The following is a 15,681-nucleotide window of genomic DNA, read 5'->3' on the forward strand; positions in this document are numbered from 1 at the left end:
ACCCAGCACCTAAATTCCATAGGTCTTTGGCAATGATTCAAAATCATGGCTTATTTAGGTGCTGGATGAATTATCCAAGACAATTAACCATGGCCAATGGGCTATGGAATTTAGGTGCTGGGTAAATACGTCCATGTAGGCTCCATGCTGGCAAACCCTGTCAAAATTCTCACTGAGCGAGGCTTCGGCGATGAGGCGTCGGACATCGGAAAAGGCAAAACTAGTTCGCCCCTTGGCCTGGTGCCGACGCTGCGGATCCGCTTTGATGCGGTCGGAATATATCCAGGTGATGGTGGTGGCCATCATACAGAAATGCAGGTGGTTGATCACGGCCTGGGCGTTGCGGCACTGACATTTTTGGCTGCCGATGTCTTGCTTGAGCTCTTTAAATCCGGATTCGATTTTCCACCGCGCGCCATAATGGCGAATTCAAATGGATATCCCTTTTATGTCAACATTTGAATCATAGGCTATGATAGGAACGGTTGAGCGAGGGGGGTTAGCCGGCATAAGCGCCAACTTAGCGCTCATTCTATGGTGCATTTGCCGCTTTATGAAAAACAACACAGGTTCCGAGGAGGGTACGGTTGCTCGACCGACAGGCGTCGGCGGCAGGGATAGCTGCCGCCGACGCCTACATGGACGTATTCACCCAGTCCCTAAATTCCATAGCCCATCGGTCATGGTTAATAGTCTTACTAATTTAGGGGCTGGGTCCTGTCGGGCGAGTGACCGTACCCACCACAGTTTGCACTTTCATTTGCCTGGCGGTTGCTGGACCTTCATGAACGTTACTTAAGTTGGCGCCATTGGGGTTAGCCGGCATCTTTTCAGTCCGGTGTTCGATGCCGATTCTTATATTTTTTAATAAAAACAATAACTTAGATATTTTTGGGGGTGATGCTTATGCAGAAATGGCAATCGACCGATTTGGATGCCTACCGGCAAATCGGCGATCCGGACGTCGATCGCTTGGTCGCCAAAGTGTTGTCCGATCAGCAAGGCGAATCGTCCGGCAGGTTCGCATACAATGCGTTACTTTTGCTGGCCGACAAATTAATTGAAGTGCCGGAATTGTCGATCATCGAGGACTCCAGGTTGAGCCGCCAGTTGAAATCGATGCCGAAACCATTGGCAGATTACTACGATCCGATGGAGGTGCCCGATTGGGTCGACTCGGCTAAGCTGGCTATGGGCGCCAAGCTATGGCAGGAGAATACGTTGATCACCCTCATCACATTATATGCCGCTAGTCTGCCGGCGTGTTATTTGATGAAAAACGGTATTCCGGCGCTCTACCAAACCGAAAAGCTGCGCGAGAAAAAATATATATTTCAACGAATCTATGAAACAGGGTTGATGCTGGCCGCGACGATGGATCAGGGCGGTATCAAAATTGTCGAGGATGCCGAATTCGAGGACGATCGATTACTCCTGGAAGTTTTACAAAAACTGGATAGCGAGGGACAGTGGCAGCGACAGGGACGATGCTGTTGCCGGACGGCTGGAAATTCGAAAACACCGATCGATCCCGCATTAATCCGGGCGGAAATCGAGAAATTACGCGGTAAACCTAAGCGTTATTTATGGGGCAAAGGCTATATTGCCGCCAAAAAAGTCCGTTTTTTACATGCTTCAATGCGTTTCATGCTGACTCAGCCAGGAGCCTGCCGGGCCTGGGGCAATAAAGAGAACCCTCAGTCGTTGGCCGAAACCATGAGTCACCGAAAATCGCCATGGGACACCGAACGATACGGCGTCCCGGTCAATCAAGAGGATTTAGCCTATACCTTGCTGACCTTCGGATTGGTCATCCCGAGGGGGCTTGAAACCTGGGGGTTACCGCTTAGCCTTGAGCAAAAAGAGGCCTTTCTGCATTTATGGCGTTTGATCGGCTACATCATGGGCGTCGATCAGACGTTATTGACCGATAAATGGGATGAGGCGCTAGCTCTTTATGAGACGATACAGCAGAGGCAAGCAGGACCTTCCGATGAGGGAGTCGTTCTGACCGACGCGCTGATGGGCTTTCTTGGCGATTACATGCCTCATCTACCGGGATTAGCGCACCGGCTCTCGGCTGCGATGATCATCAATCAACTAGGGATGGAGCATGCATCCTTCATTTTAGATGAAACGCTAATCAAGGAAACGCGTAAGTTTTGGCGGTGGCCGATATATAAAGTCGCTGCAAAATCTTTTCGCGGCTATTTGATCATGCGAGAGAAGGTATTCAAACGATTCAAGTATCTTGGCGGTTTGACCGTTAACCGTATGCATGAGGCCAGCGAGTTATTGATCGACAGTTGGCAGGACGGTTATAGTCGAAAGCCGTTTTTCGTGCCGGCCGATGCTTCGACATGGGTGCGCGCTCCGGGAATCGATGAAGACTTTTTAAGTCTATTGCGGCAATGGCGACGTAAATTATTCGCGAATATCGGTATTGGTTTATTGTTCTTGATCATTGCGATGTTTGGACTGATGGCGTCGGTGCCGATCGGTTTGGTTTCGGGATGGGCGGCATTTAAAGCGACCTTGATCGTTGCAGTGTCGTCATGGGGTATTTCGCTAGCATGGATGCAGTTCAGACTGCCGGTCGTATTCAAGATGAGGCCGGATAACGAGGATTTTTTTAGCGCCTATCGGTAACAATAGAACACGGCTAATTCGGATCCGACAGATGTTCCTTAGGAACGAGCATGAAATAACTTAAATAACTGTTTTGGAAGGGGGGTTGGTGGCTCGATTGACCTCTAGCAGGACGGGGTTTGCAACCCCGTCCCGAAGAAGTGGCTACGACTGGCCACTGCTCGGACAATTGGCTGTATTCCTAAGTGGTTAAAAAATCCGATATGTTACCAATTAGCGTCATCAGTGTTTCTTTGTCTTTTTATTCAGTGGAGTAATTGTTGCAAATGCCTGTTCACAAACCGGTTTGGAGCCAGTTGCCCAAATTGGCCGCTAAATTAGCCGCCTTTGAGCAAGCACCCGTTGCTAATTTATGGGTCGACGCCTCAGGGGCTATCGGCTATGCCAATGAGCGCTTTTTACAGACTTTCGGTTACGCCGATGACGAATTGAGCGGTATGTCATTGGATCGTTTAATTCCGTCGCTCGATGTTGATAAATGGCGGGAAGAGTGGTGGCCGCTTATCGAAAATGATCGCTATCTTCCAATTTTTCCTTTGTCTTGGCGGCATAGCAAAGGAATCCGTATGGAATATACCGTGTCGGTGTCATGCGTCGAAGTTTCCGGATTGAGTTTTGTGGCATTTCATCTGTGGCCCAAATACTTAGAGCAAAGCAATAACGCTACATTAGCACAAAGCGATGTGTTAAGTGTTTTGCAATGTTTGGGGGAAAGTGTTTGCTTGCTGGATGATTTGGGCGTGATTCGTTTTGCCAATCCGGCGTTATGTAAGTTGGTCGGCGGTGCAGAGGCGGATCTGGTTGATGTTCCTCTTCTTGAAATCATATCGCCGGCAAAGTCGCATTTAACCAGGGTTTGGGATGTGTTAAGAAAGAAAAGGTCCGAAACCGAATGCGAATTTGAAAATCTAGCCGGAAAGTCGCTGCATGTGCGTATGACATCGGCACCCTTGCAAGCTCACGGGCAAGGTTTAGCTAGATATTTGGTCAGTTTTGTCGACATAACCGAGCAAATCAAAATAGCGCGTCAGTTGGAGGCTCAAAATGCCAGCTACGAGCGATTGGCGTCCAATGTACCTGGATTCATTTATAAATTTAGGATGACGCCGGAGGGTGTTTTTTCATTTCCTTATGCAAGCCGAGGCTGTAAGGAAATATTCGGCGTCGAGCCTGCCGCTGTCGCCAATGACGCTACGCCCATTGTACACACGATACATCCGGACGATCTGCCCGGATTTCAAAGTAGCGTTCTGGATTCCGCGATTCATTTATCCCCTTGGAATTTCGAAGCACGCCAGATGACGGCCAACGGCGAATGGAAATGGTTTCATGCCGCTTCCAGACCGCATTTACAGGATAACGGCGATATTATTTGGGAAGGCTTGGTCATGGATGTGACTGCCCGCAAGCGATCGGAGGAAGAATTGGCCAAGGCTAAATTGGCTGCGGAAGTCTCGGCAAAAGCTAAGGCCGAATTTTTGGCCAATATGAGCCATGAAATCCGGACGCCGCTGAATGCGATCATCGGTCTAAATCGTCTGGTGCTTAAGTCGGAACTGAATGAAGTACAACGGGATTATTTGCACAAAGTTCAGCTATCTTCGGAAAATCTGCTCGGCATTATTAATAATATTTTGGACTTTTCTAAAATCGAGTCGGGTAAGCTCGATGTCGAGCATGTCGAATTCAATTTGGATGCGGTATTGGAAAATATCGGCTCGATGTTAGAACCGGTCGCGGCTGAGAAACATTTGGATTTGTTGATCGACCGCGGGCTGGGGGTGCCATTATGCATGATCGGCGATTCGTTACGCTTGATTCAAGTGCTGACCAATTTGTGCAGCAATGCCATAAAGTTTACCGAACAAGGCGAAGTCGTTATTTCGGTCAAAACCGAAGGAGACGATCAATTGCGCTTTAGCGTCAGGGATACCGGAATCGGCTTGTCCGAAAAGCAAAAAAGCCGGATTTTCGAATCATTTACGCAAGCCGATAGTTCGACGACACGCCATTTCGGCGGGACAGGCTTAGGTTTGACGATCAGTAAACACTTGGTCGAAATGATGGGCGGAGAACTCGGTGTCGTCAGTGCCGAAGGCGCCGGAAGCGAGTTTTATTTTACACTGCCGTTGAATGTCGTTCCCGATAGTCAGTCAGTCGATCATATGCCGGCTGAATTGGAAGGTTGGCATGTATTGTTGATCTGCGAAAATGAAACAGCATGCGGGATATTCGAAACGATGCTGCGCGATTTGCGCTTTAATGTGACTCTGTGTTCTCTCGGAAAAATGAAATTACAGGACATATTGCGGGAACACCAAGATTCCGAGCAGTCCACGCTGGAATTGGTTTTGCTGGATTGGAAAATGAGTGATGCCGATAAGGCGGATATTCTTAAAGCTTTGGAAACGAGTGCGTTCGGGAAAAAGACACCGATCATCATCAATGTTTCGTCGCTCGAAGCCGAGAGTATCAAGAAGGTATCGGGACAATTCGCCAATATTACGCTGATGAATAAGCCGAGTACGCCGTCTTGTCTGATGGATGCGATCTTAAATGCTTGCGGTAAGGAGGCATTGATTGAAAACCTTAAAAACCGTCACGATACGGCAAACGCACTATTTTTCGAAGCAGCGGTACGAGGGATTCGAGTATTGATTGTCGAAGACAACGAAATCAATCAGGAGGTTGTGCGCAAAACTTTGGAAAGTGCCGGTGTTGTCGTTGATATTGTCAACAATGGATTGGAAGCGGTAAACCTACTTCGGCAAACTGCCGACGAGCCGATATATAATGCCGTGCTGATGGATTTGCAGATGCCGGAAATGGACGGTTATGAAGCGACGACGATTCTGCGTAAGGATTCGCGTTTCGATAAGTTGCCCATTATAGCGATGACGGCGCATACGATTGAATCGGACCGGCAACAATGTTTGGCGACCGGTATGCAAGATCACATCGGTAAGCCGATCGATCCCGAACAATTATTTTCAAAACTGGCCCGATGGACAGTATTGAGCGGGGATCATGAGTCCCCCGTATTGCCTGAAAACCAGGCGCCGACAATGGAGTCGAGTCAATGCTTGCCTGCACTGGCTTCTCTTGAGACCGTTAATGTCCAATCTGCCTTGCGTTTATTGCAGGACGACGAGTCTCTATTACTCAAACTCTTGCTTAAATTCGCAGACGAACAGGGTAGCGCAGCGGATTCGATCGCGGGGATGTTAGTCGAAGAAAAACCGGAAAATGCAGCCGATAAAGCGCATCTTATTAAAGGCGTTGCCGGCAATCTCCATATTTTGAAAGTCTTCGAGACCGCCGCTCAATTAGAATCTGAGTTGCGGCAGTCGGACGCGTCGATGGTTGCTGAAGCACTCTCTAATTTTGCTTACGAAATGAATCGATTTGTCGAGGAAATGGACGGTTGGCGACAGCTAAGCGCTACTCCAGGTCTCGTCGAAGAGTCACGGAATTGTTCGGAAATGACAACCGAGGTTGTCAATGAAACCGTGACATTGTGCGGGCGTTTGATCGATTTTCTGGAAGCGAATAATTGGCAGGCAGAAGATTGTTTAGAGGAGCTGGAGCTCCGGATGGGCGGCGGATATGCTCAAGAATTGGCAATAATAAAAAATTATTTGATGGATCTTGAGTTTGCCGTGGCTGCCGATTGCGTTAAAGAATTGAGGGACCGTTTACGTACGTCGATTTAAGTTTAACGCTAATGACACATTCACAATCCTGAGCAGCCGAATCCTAAAAGGTTATGTTCGCGCTAATGGTTGAAAGGAGGGTACGGTTGCTCGATTGACAGGTGTCGGCGGCAGGGAAAGCCGCCGTCAAGCCTACATGGATGTATTTACGGCGTCCTGTCAAGCGAGTAATCGTACCCTCTTCCACGCTCAGTGTTTTGGAAAGCAATCATAGACTATTTCCTAAATGGTTTATTTAGTAGCAAAGAGAAACGTTACAACTGCTAACGCGAACATAGCCTCCTAAAAAGGTATAACACCATGACCGAGCCCGATACCATGCAAACGATACTGATCATCGACGATGCCAAGGAAAATATCGTCGTACTGTCAAGGCTATTGAAATCGCAGGCTAATATTATTTTTGCGTTAAGCGGAGAAGAAGGCTTGAAAATAGCAGGCACGAATTTACCCGATTTGATTTTGCTGGATATTTCGATGCCTGGGCTCAACGGTTTCGAAGTGTTGGAGCATTTAAAGCAATCTCAGACCACAGCTGACATTCCGGTTATTTTTATTACCGGTATTCCCGATGCCGAAACCGAGGAAAAAGGCTTGAATCTCGGTGCTGTCGATTACATTACCAAGCCCTTTGCCTCGGCCGTAGTCAAGGCAAGGGTAAGGCATCAATTAAAATTGCAACGATTGACGACGGCATTGAAAGAAGCCAATACCCGCTTGACACAATTAGCAATGAGCGATCCATTAACCGGTGCTTATAATCGGCGTTATTTTTTGGACGCGCTCAAGAAAGAGCTCGAACGCGTGCAAAGATATCGGCATCCCAGCATTTTGATGGTATTCGATATCGATCGATTCAAAAGCATTAACGATAACTATGGGCACGACATCGGCGATAAAGTGATCATAGAAATGGTTAAAGTCAGTACGACGATGCTTCGAAAAAACGATACTTTCAGCCGTTTCGGCGGGGAGGAGTTTACGATTTTGTTGCCGGAAACACCATTGGCCGAAGCCTCGCAAATCGCGAACCGCTTATGCATGCAAATTGCCCGGACAACAATCGAATCCGGCAATAAAGCCCTTTCGTTTACGGTCAGTTGCGGTGTGACTCAATTGCGCGATGACGATCAGTCTCCGGATTCGATAATAAAAAGAGCCGATATCGCGCTCTATCAAGCCAAACAGAGTGGACGCAACCAAGTGGTCATTGCCGATGATACAGCCCCTTTGGTATCGAATTGATCGTCTATAAGCAAACGTAATATGGATATGGCTAATGGGCGCGCTGTCTACCGGCTTTTGGGCTATGTGTTTATACTCATCGTAGATGAAAATTCGGCCTCGGGGTGCCCGTCAAAGGACGCCGTGTATACGTCCATGTAGGCTCTATGCCAGCTCCATGCTGGCAAAGCCTTTACCGAGCACCCCGAGGCCTCCTCCGGCACTGCCGAAATTTGAAGTGCGAAAGGTATATAATTCAAGGCTATGTTCGCGTTAATAGTTGATACTTTATGAACTGAAAGCCAAGGATACAACTCTTAGTAACTTTCCTTTTTTCAATATCACGCCAATGGTTGAAAGGAGGGTACGGTTGCTCGATTGACAGGTGTCGGCAGCAGGGAGCTGCCGTCAAGCCTACATGGACGTATTCACGGCGTCCTGTCAAGCGAGTAATCGTACCCTCTGCTACGCTCAGTGTATCGGAAAGCAATCATTGGCTATTTCCTAATGGGTTTATTTAGAGTAGGAAAGAGGACCGTTTCAACTGCTAACGCGAATATAGCCTAATTCAAGACCGGTAGACATCATAATAATAACAAAGGGGGTAAGATGAGTTTACGAGTTGGTATTGTCGGTCTCGGTCGTATAGGTCGAGGCATGCTGCGTGCAAATTACGCCGAACTGACCTCCGGGCGTTTCGATATCCAAGTCATGTGCGACGTGATGTCGGTGGATCAGGTCGCTTATTTATTGTCGCACGATAGCACTTACGGCAATCCTCCCTTTAGCCTCGACTGCGACGGCAATAACTTGATCGTGGCCGGTAAGACGATACATTACCAACGAGTCGATAGGCGCCGTGCTTTGCCGGAGGAAGACAGCTTCGGGCATCTGCGTAAGTATGAGCTCGATGTATTGTTCGATGCGACCGGTACCGCCACTATCGAAGATTTGCGCTCGATCATTAAACATAAAGTCGCAAAAAAAGTCGTTTGTACCACCAATATAGCCGGTTGTGATTTGAGTATGGTCTATGGCGTCAACGATAATCAATACGACCCGGCTCGGCATCATGTCATTTCGGCGAGTACTTGTACCGGTAATGCGTTAGTGCCGTTGTTTTCGATTCTGGAAAAACATATCGGCATCGATTACGCGAGAATCATTACCATTCATCCCGCCCTATCCGATCAGCGTGTACTAGACGGTTATCATGCGACTTCTCATCTCGGTAGATCCAGTGCGGTGTCGATTTTGCCGACCAAGACCAATGTCGCCCATTCGGCTGCGTTGGTGCTACCGGCACTCCAGGGTAAGCTCGATTCGCTTTCGTATCGAATTCCCACCGCAATCGTTTCAGTTATCGATCTGACCGCCAATTTATCGAGAGATACGACGCGCGAAGAGTGCATGGAGTTGTTCGAACATCATGCCCGGACCGATATGGCAGGGATAATTCATTGTGACTACGGAGCCTGGGGACATGAAAAAGCCAGTATCGATTATCTCGGGCTACCCTATTCGGCTGTCTTGGTAATGAATCATTTGTCGCTTAGTAATGGCCGACACTTGGGGCTTTCGTTGATGCACGATAATGAATTGGCCTATTGTTCGCGCGTGATTGACGTATTAGGCGTGTTGAACCGTGGCGGTCTTTGATATACCCATCGCAGATCAAAATTCGGCACCAGGGTGTTCGTCAAAGGACCCAGCCCCTAAATTAGTAAGACTATTAACCATGACCGATGGGCTATGGAATTTAGGGGCTGGGTGAATACATCCCTGTAGGCTCTATGCCAGCTCCATGCTGGCAAAGCCTTTGCCGCACATCCTGGCGCCTCCTCAGGCACTGCCGAAATTTGAAGTGCGAAAGGTATAGATCACGACCGAAGAAAGCCATGGCTTGAAGCGATAAGGTTGGATTGATCTTAAGAGTCGGGGTATAGTCCAATCTTGATCGACTGATGTAATTGATTAACCAAGTAATTTAATGAGGTTATTATGGGCTTACTACAAGAATTAAATAAATTTGCCGAGGGTTTGGAGCAATTAAGGGACGAGGTTAAGGTTCAACTCCATTTGGCAAGCTTGGAATCCAAGCAGGAATGGGATCGGGCCGAAAAGCAAAGAGATCATTTTTTAGCCGAGCTGAACAAAATTAGCAAGGAAGCCAGCGGGAGTAAGGAAGGATTGATCGAAAAGGCGGAAGTGATCGGCGAAGAATTGAAATCTACTTACCAGCGTATTAAAGATAGATTATCGGAGTAGGCTATTGGGTTGAGGCGCCGGATCGTTGCTTGGCGCGTACTCCGGCTAGCAACAAATTTACTTTCCTGTTACAAAGCAACAGGGCAGACTGAATTGGGCGAAAAACTGACCTGCGCCGGCGGGAGAGCCCAATTCCAGGAATAGCGATTCGAGTTTTAGATTTCCTACTTGTCCTAATGCAGAACCGGTCAGTAAGGTACGAAAATCATTGCCACCCATCAATTGATGGGTGAGCGTCAAATACAGCCTCGATAATTGTTTGTCCCGAACTACGGTATCAAGCATTTTCGGGCCGGCAATCAGATAAATACTTTTGAGCCCAAGGCTTGCCAATATATTGAGTAAAGGCGTGCCTTCGACCATCCTGTCGGTGCCGGCCGATAACACTGGAAATCCTTGTGCTTGCCAAAAGCGAATGCGTTCGGGCGATGCATTTCTTCCGGTGGCGATATAAACTGTTTGTTTTGTTTCCAGCAGACTGCTATGGATGGGAAAGTTCAAGCTGGCGCTAGCAATAACGATTGCAGGTTGCTCGGGTAAACCGTTGATGCGTCGCCATTCGAGCAAATCTTTGTCCGTGACCTGCAAAATATTGCCTAATCGTTTTTCGCCCAATGCGCGCATGTAGCCGCCATGTGTTATCAGACAGTCGGCTTGTGCATGCAACTCCATGAATAAACTGAAATCGGAATCCGTCGTTAAATGCTTCGGTATAAAAGAAAGGCCTTTATCAATATCTTCAAGAGCGATACGCCCGTCTAAGCTGGAAAGAAAGTTAGCATAGACGAAGGGCAATCCCGGACGGCCTAATTCATGAGCTCTATGCGCTAAATACAAGCCATTGATGGCTATTTCCTGGGATGGGACGGGATAAAGACGTAAGAGTTTTTTTGTTGAGTCGGTTCGAGTCATGATTCACCGTAATACTTCTTAATCGCAAGTTAAGGCTGTCGCTTATCCCTTATCCCTTACAGCCTACACCTGGCGCTTAATCCTATAAACAAGGAAAACAGAAAATGGCCAAAAACATTAAGCAAAAACCGTCGCCGGAAACTCAAGCGGAGGCGCTGAAAATCGCCAAGGCAACACAGCGTCCGGCACAAACCAAAGAACAAACCAAGCTGATCGCCCAGGGTATTGAAAAAGGTATCGATCTTTATAAAAAGCAGCAAAAGGAAAAGGCGAGAGAGTTGAGCCGGAAGCTCAAGAAAGTTTCCGATCAACAATCGGATTCTTCCGGGTCTGAAAATCAGACTACTGTTGAGCGGATCGTTTATCGGCAACATTGGTTGCCTTGGTTATTATTGGTTCTGAGCTGGTTGGGGTGGGGATTTTATTTTTTTGGTTTCCAACAGTAGGCGAGCGCTCTTGCTATAAATTGTTACCTGATTAGCAAGTTTCTTCAGCTAAAGCCCAAAAACCAGCATATCCCTAGCAGGCACTGCCATTAAGTTAAGGACTTTTCCGTTCGCCCTGAGCTTGTCGAAGGGTGAACGGAAAAGTCCGAGTCGATAAGTTAAGCCGTCCATGGTTCGACAGGCTCACCACGAACGGCTTAACTTAATGGCATTGATCCCTAGCAGGACGGGATTTGAAACCCCGTCCTAAACGTTTTGATTTTGGCCGAAGTCAGCCGAAATGTTTAGGGCAAACCGAAACGTTGGGGACGGGTTAAATAACCCGTCCCGCAGAAGTGGCTACGACTGGCCACGACTCGGACAATTGGCTTCAGCAAGCTGAATCATCTTGCTAATCAGGAATTGTTGTAATTATTCAGCATAAGTCATGCCTGACACCAACCTACCGCATGCGCTGAATAGTTACGAATTGTTAAGGTCTGTTTTTCAAGCTTCCACGGTCCTCCGCTTGTCATAATACGCAAATCCCACGCCTTTTATCCTAAATTCGGCAATCACCCCACGCAAATCACGAAATACACAAAAGTAACCTTGCGGTTACATACTCCCATCTGATCGTAAAAGCGTCTCATTGTCGCCGAACACGAGTTACCGACCCCTTAACAAAGCTCATAGTTACAGGGCTTTATTTATCGCGAAATCCTTAGAAACAAGCACTGCCAAAAAGTTTCTCGCTTTACTGCTGCGTATGCGAAAGGCTATAAAAGTATCGAATCGATAGGTAACTTATAAATCATATATATTGTATAAGTTACATTGTTGTGCCATAGTGACCCTGCCTCGCGACTTTCATAAATCGAATATCCGGTTAATAACCACTTTTTCATTCGATTGTCGGATGTTTCGGTTAATGGAAGTCGCAGGCTTCGATATCGGGGATTTTAGAAGGCGAATTCTTGCTTTCCGATTGTGATATCGACCAATGTGTCGAAGACTGAAAATTAACAACTGCTAATACTTAGGCTTAGCGGCTTATTCCTTATTTGTTAATGCAAAGCAACAAGTCTTCGGTAGCTTTTTAACTCAATGAGGCAATCGATATGTATAAAACAATAGCAGTCTCTATGTTTGCCGGATTGATGGCAATTTCCATGCTTGCTGGAGCCGAGACGGGGTCTGTTCATTCGATCACACTGAAAGCGGTGGCTCTGGACTCCGGTCAATTAGCCTATCAAATGGTCAAGCACAAGATTAAAAGCCCTTCCGGTAAAGTCGAAGACATCACGAAACGTTACAGTCAGGAGGCATCGATACCGGGGCCGGCTATCGTCATGACCGAAGGCGATAAAGCGGAAGTTACCTTGGAACACGGCATCAAGGGCTCTAACGATCCGGTTAGTATTCACGTTCATGGCGTACATTACAAAATCGACAGTGACGGAACCATGAAAATACTCAATCACGTCAATGACCAAGCCGCCTTTCCCGGCAAACCTTACACCTATAAATGGACGGCTGCAGCCGGCACCGCCGGTGCTTGGCCTTATCATGATCATACTTTCGGCAATCCCATGCTAGGTGCCGAGGATAAAGGTTTATACGGAACTTTGATTATCAATCCGAAAAGCGGCAAGGTACCGGCTCTGATCGACGGCAAAGTCCAAAACGTGGCTATAAAAGACATTAAGCGGGAATTTATTTTGTGGATGAATGAAACCACGTTCTGGGGCATGGAAGTCAATAATATCGTGAATCGTCAGGTACCGCTTTGGACTAACCCCACTCTTGGCGCTCGTGAGAACGATCTGGTTCGTTTTCACGTCATCGGTATCGGCACAGGTTTTCATACCTTTCATCTTCATGCCCATCGCTGGATTCAACCCGGTACGACACATATCGTCGATACCTTCAATATCGGGCCGATTCAACGCGAATCGTTCGTAGTCAAGGCCGGCGAAGGCGTCGGTCCGGGCATGTGGCATTATCACTGCCATGTATTACAACACATGCAGAGCGGCATGATGGGAGCATTCAAAGTATTCGAATCGGCTCGAAATTAATCCGTAAAAAAAATACAAAAATTGGAAGGTGAATATCATGAAGAGCTACAAAAAAACTTATTTAGCAACGATGGTTGCCGGTATTATCCTGAGTTGGAATGTACAGGCGGCTAAAGCCGATTTGGATGATGCTGTCCTAAGTACGCCGGGGTTGATGCCATCGGCAACCTTGGAGATGACCGACGAGCCCGGTTTGTGGTTTAAAGATCCGGTCGACGGTGATGCCTTAGTGGTGTTAAAGCCGGGGCAAGCGGTTCAAATAAAAATGGGCGATACCCGAACGGAACACACCATAACCAGTTTGCTTTGGCCGGCGGGAGCGAAGGATTTTCCGATCGATCAAGACCAGCCGTCTAACGTGAGTATTACTAAAGCTTTGGACACGCCGGGGCTTTATGTCTTTACCTGTAAAGTTCATCCGTATATGTTCGGCGCCGTCGTGGTCGACGATCCGGCAACCGAAGGTCTCGATATCGGTTCCGAACTGGCCTTGGTAACCGGCGTAAAAGTGCCGGCCGATAGCGATATCGCCAAGCGTTTGCTGCGTACCTTTTTCGTGGTTACCACGCCGGACTTATGGCGCGATTATCGGGAGCCGGAATGGAAAGTGAACCTTCCGGATATACCCTTGAATATCAAAGGCCAAACCATCAGTCTCAGCGCATTGAGCTTGTCCATGCCGAATAAGTTGTTCAATCCCAAAACGCCTGGTGTCGGCGAGGTTTGGGTGAACACCCAATTCGAAATGATCGAAGGGAAAACCAAACCCGGTTCGGCGACCCGTATCGACGCGGCTAACTGGAAATTGGTCAACAAAGTCAAGGGTGTCGAGCAAGATTTGAATCACCCGCATAATATGTGGTCCGATAAGCGCTATCAGTATATTTATCAGACGCAATGGTTCGATAAAAGACTGATGACCTTCGAGCGCGAAAGCGGTAAAGTGACCAGTAACGTCGAAGTCGGTGAATCGCCATCGCATGTCTTGACACGTCCCGGCGATGATAATCTGTATGTCGCGATCAACAATAGCGAACATGTCGTTAAAATGAAAGGCGGTAGCCGCCCCGCGGCAATCAAAAGCATCAGCACCGGGAAAAATAGCGGACCTCATGGGCATTTTATTACCGATGACGGAAAATATATGGTGACCCCGAATGCCTTGGCAAGTAGCGTGTCGGTCGTCGACCTCGACACTGAAAAAAATACTATGATTCCGACCGGAGGCGTCATTCCGATCGCGGTGTGGGGAACGCCTGACGGGCAACGCGCCTACGCCGCCAACTTATTGGGTACGCCGCCTATGTTAAGCAGTTTGACAGTCATCGACATTCCGGGCAAAAAGAAATTGTCCGACATCGATCTGGCCGCCGATTACGACCCGATATCGGGAAAAATCAGCGGCGAGGCATACGGCTTGTTGCCGATACAGACGCCGGTTAGTCCTGACGGTAAGTATGTAGTGACCGCGAATACCTTGAGCATGAGTATCACGATTGTCGATACCGCAACGAATAAAGTCGTTAAAAGCTTGCCTTGCGAGGCGGGTTGTCATGGCGTTCATTTCGGCATGAAAAAAGGCGGCGGTTACTATGCTTATGTTGCCAGCAAGTTCGCTAATAATCTGTTAGTTGTGGATATGGATAAGCTCGAGGTGGCCGGCAGTATTTTATTGGCCGATGACAAAGATAGCAGCATAAAAGCCCATAACGGCATGGGCGGGCAGGGCGTGTTGCCGTTGCCGTTGGTTGAACACGGCTATTTGGCGCAAACTTTGAAGTTAAGCGGAAAAAAAGAGTTGAGTCCGCAAGTGGAAGGCTGGTTGAAGCAATTGACCAAGGAACAAAAAGGGATTTGATTTGCTGATTGCAGATCAAAATTCGGCACAGGTGGGCCGTCAAAGGTCGCCGTGAATCTCGATTTTGCATAACGCCATGGATGGCATGAAGTTACCTGATTAGCAAGTTTCTTCAGCTAAAGCCCAAAGATCAGCATATCCTTAGCAGGGCGGGGTTCGCAAGCCATGCGCGTCAAACTAAAAACGGCCAACCCACATCACGCTCTTTCCCAAGCTCCAGCTTGGGAAAGACACACCGGAAGCTCCAGCTTCTTGAGACCGACACAACCTCCGCGCATTCTCAATCACCCCCGACTCGCTCGCTCGTTCAATCTTTCTTGATTATCGGGAAGCTAGAGCTTCCTGAACAGGTTACCCAAGCTGGAGCTTGGGTAACAGCATACACAGCCTTTCGGAAAGCAGAAACCCAAAAGGCAAATACTTTTTAATAAAGCAAAGCATTTCGCGTAGCCCGTACGAAGTAAAAGCGAATTACGGGAAGTCCGTGCTTCGAAATTCCCGAATTCCGTTTCATTTCATCCGGGCGGCACATGATGAAAAATCCACCGAGA

General features: G+C 47.9%; 10 protein-coding genes. 8 read left to right on the plus strand and 2 right to left on the minus strand.

The window, feature by feature from the left end; genetic code table 11:
- Positions 1 to 54 precede the first annotated feature (54 nt).
- Positions 55 to 429: a transposase gene (locus tag MEALZ_RS23890; protein ID WP_162473000.1), complete on the minus strand. Its 375-nt coding sequence runs from the start codon at positions 427 to 429 to the stop codon at positions 55 to 57.
- A gap of 477 nt (positions 430 to 906) precedes the next feature.
- Between MEALZ_RS23890 and MEALZ_RS02175 the strand changes: the two genes are divergently transcribed.
- The 5 genes from MEALZ_RS02175 to MEALZ_RS02195 all read left to right on the plus strand — a co-directional run bounded on the left by MEALZ_RS02175 (position 907) and on the right by MEALZ_RS02195 (position 9,854).
- Positions 907 to 2,649, plus strand: coding sequence for an oxygenase MpaB family protein (locus MEALZ_RS02175; RefSeq protein ID WP_014146951.1), 1,743 nt, complete (start codon positions 907 to 909; stop codon positions 2,647 to 2,649).
- Between the two features lie 266 nt (positions 2,650 to 2,915).
- Positions 2,916 to 6,362 carry a PAS domain-containing hybrid sensor histidine kinase/response regulator gene (locus MEALZ_RS20540; RefSeq protein ID WP_048481310.1) on the plus strand — a complete coding sequence of 1,149 codons (3,447 nt, stop codon included), beginning with the start codon at positions 2,916 to 2,918 and terminating at the stop codon, positions 6,360 to 6,362.
- Positions 6,363 to 6,662: 300 nt separating this feature from the next.
- Positions 6,663 to 7,607, plus strand: a complete 945-nt coding sequence (locus tag MEALZ_RS02185; protein ID WP_014146953.1) for a GGDEF domain-containing response regulator — start codon at positions 6,663 to 6,665, stop codon at positions 7,605 to 7,607.
- A 588-nt stretch (positions 7,608 to 8,195) separates the two neighbouring features.
- Positions 8,196 to 9,245: a type I glyceraldehyde-3-phosphate dehydrogenase gene (locus tag MEALZ_RS02190; protein ID WP_014146954.1), complete on the plus strand. Its 1,050-nt coding sequence runs from the start codon at positions 8,196 to 8,198 to the stop codon at positions 9,243 to 9,245.
- A gap of 342 nt (positions 9,246 to 9,587) precedes the next feature.
- Positions 9,588 to 9,854, plus strand: coding sequence for a hypothetical protein (locus MEALZ_RS02195; RefSeq protein WP_014146955.1), 267 nt, complete (start codon positions 9,588 to 9,590; stop codon positions 9,852 to 9,854).
- 57 nt (positions 9,855 to 9,911) lie between these two features.
- Here the strand turns inward: MEALZ_RS02195 and MEALZ_RS02200 are convergent, their stop codons facing one another.
- Positions 9,912 to 10,766 (minus strand): RibD family protein, encoded by an 855-nt coding sequence (locus MEALZ_RS02200; protein ID WP_014146956.1) that lies wholly within the window; start codon positions 10,764 to 10,766, stop codon positions 9,912 to 9,914.
- Positions 10,767 to 10,870: 104 nt separating this feature from the next.
- On the opposite strand from MEALZ_RS02200, the gene MEALZ_RS02205 reads away from it, so the two are divergent.
- The 3 genes from MEALZ_RS02205 to MEALZ_RS02215 all read left to right on the plus strand — a co-directional run bounded on the left by MEALZ_RS02205 (position 10,871) and on the right by MEALZ_RS02215 (position 15,130).
- Positions 10,871 to 11,212 (plus strand): DUF2956 domain-containing protein, encoded by a 342-nt coding sequence (locus tag MEALZ_RS02205; RefSeq protein WP_014146957.1) that lies wholly within the window; start codon positions 10,871 to 10,873, stop codon positions 11,210 to 11,212.
- 1,100 nt (positions 11,213 to 12,312) lie between these two features.
- A complete protein-coding gene (locus tag MEALZ_RS02210) occupies positions 12,313 to 13,272 on the plus strand; it encodes a multicopper oxidase domain-containing protein (protein ID WP_014146958.1) in 960 nt (319 codons plus the stop codon).
- Positions 13,273 to 13,309: 37 nt separating this feature from the next.
- Positions 13,310 to 15,130, plus strand: coding sequence for a multicopper oxidase type 3 (locus tag MEALZ_RS02215; protein ID WP_014146959.1), 1,821 nt, complete (start codon positions 13,310 to 13,312; stop codon positions 15,128 to 15,130).
- Positions 15,131 to 15,681 lie beyond the last annotated feature (551 nt).

This window comes from Methylotuvimicrobium alcaliphilum 20Z (assembly GCF_000968535.2).
Lineage (GTDB): Bacteria > Pseudomonadota > Gammaproteobacteria > Methylococcales > Methylomonadaceae > Methylotuvimicrobium > Methylotuvimicrobium alcaliphilum.

Excerpts from the sequence above, each read along its gene's own strand:
- MEALZ_RS02175 (WP_014146951.1), top strand. The coding sequence starts at position 907 with ATGCAGAAATGGCAATCGACCGATTTGGATGCCTACCGGCAAATCGGC.
- MEALZ_RS02205 (WP_014146957.1), top strand. The coding sequence starts at position 10,871 with ATGGCCAAAAACATTAAGCAAAAACCGTCGCCGGAAACTCAAGCGGAG.
- MEALZ_RS02215 (WP_014146959.1), top strand. The coding sequence starts at position 13,310 with ATGAAGAGCTACAAAAAAACTTATTTAGCAACGATGGTTGCCGGTATT.
- MEALZ_RS02195 (WP_014146955.1), top strand. The coding sequence starts at position 9,588 with ATGGGCTTACTACAAGAATTAAATAAATTTGCCGAGGGTTTGGAGCAA.
- MEALZ_RS02190 (WP_014146954.1), top strand. The coding sequence starts at position 8,196 with ATGAGTTTACGAGTTGGTATTGTCGGTCTCGGTCGTATAGGTCGAGGC.
- MEALZ_RS20540 (WP_048481310.1), top strand. The coding sequence starts at position 2,916 with ATGCCTGTTCACAAACCGGTTTGGAGCCAGTTGCCCAAATTGGCCGCT.
- MEALZ_RS02185 (WP_014146953.1), top strand. The coding sequence starts at position 6,663 with ATGACCGAGCCCGATACCATGCAAACGATACTGATCATCGACGATGCC.
- MEALZ_RS02210 (WP_014146958.1), top strand. The coding sequence starts at position 12,313 with ATGTATAAAACAATAGCAGTCTCTATGTTTGCCGGATTGATGGCAATT.
- MEALZ_RS02200 (WP_014146956.1), bottom strand. The coding sequence starts at position 10,766 with ATGACTCGAACCGACTCAACAAAAAAACTCTTACGTCTTTATCCCGTC.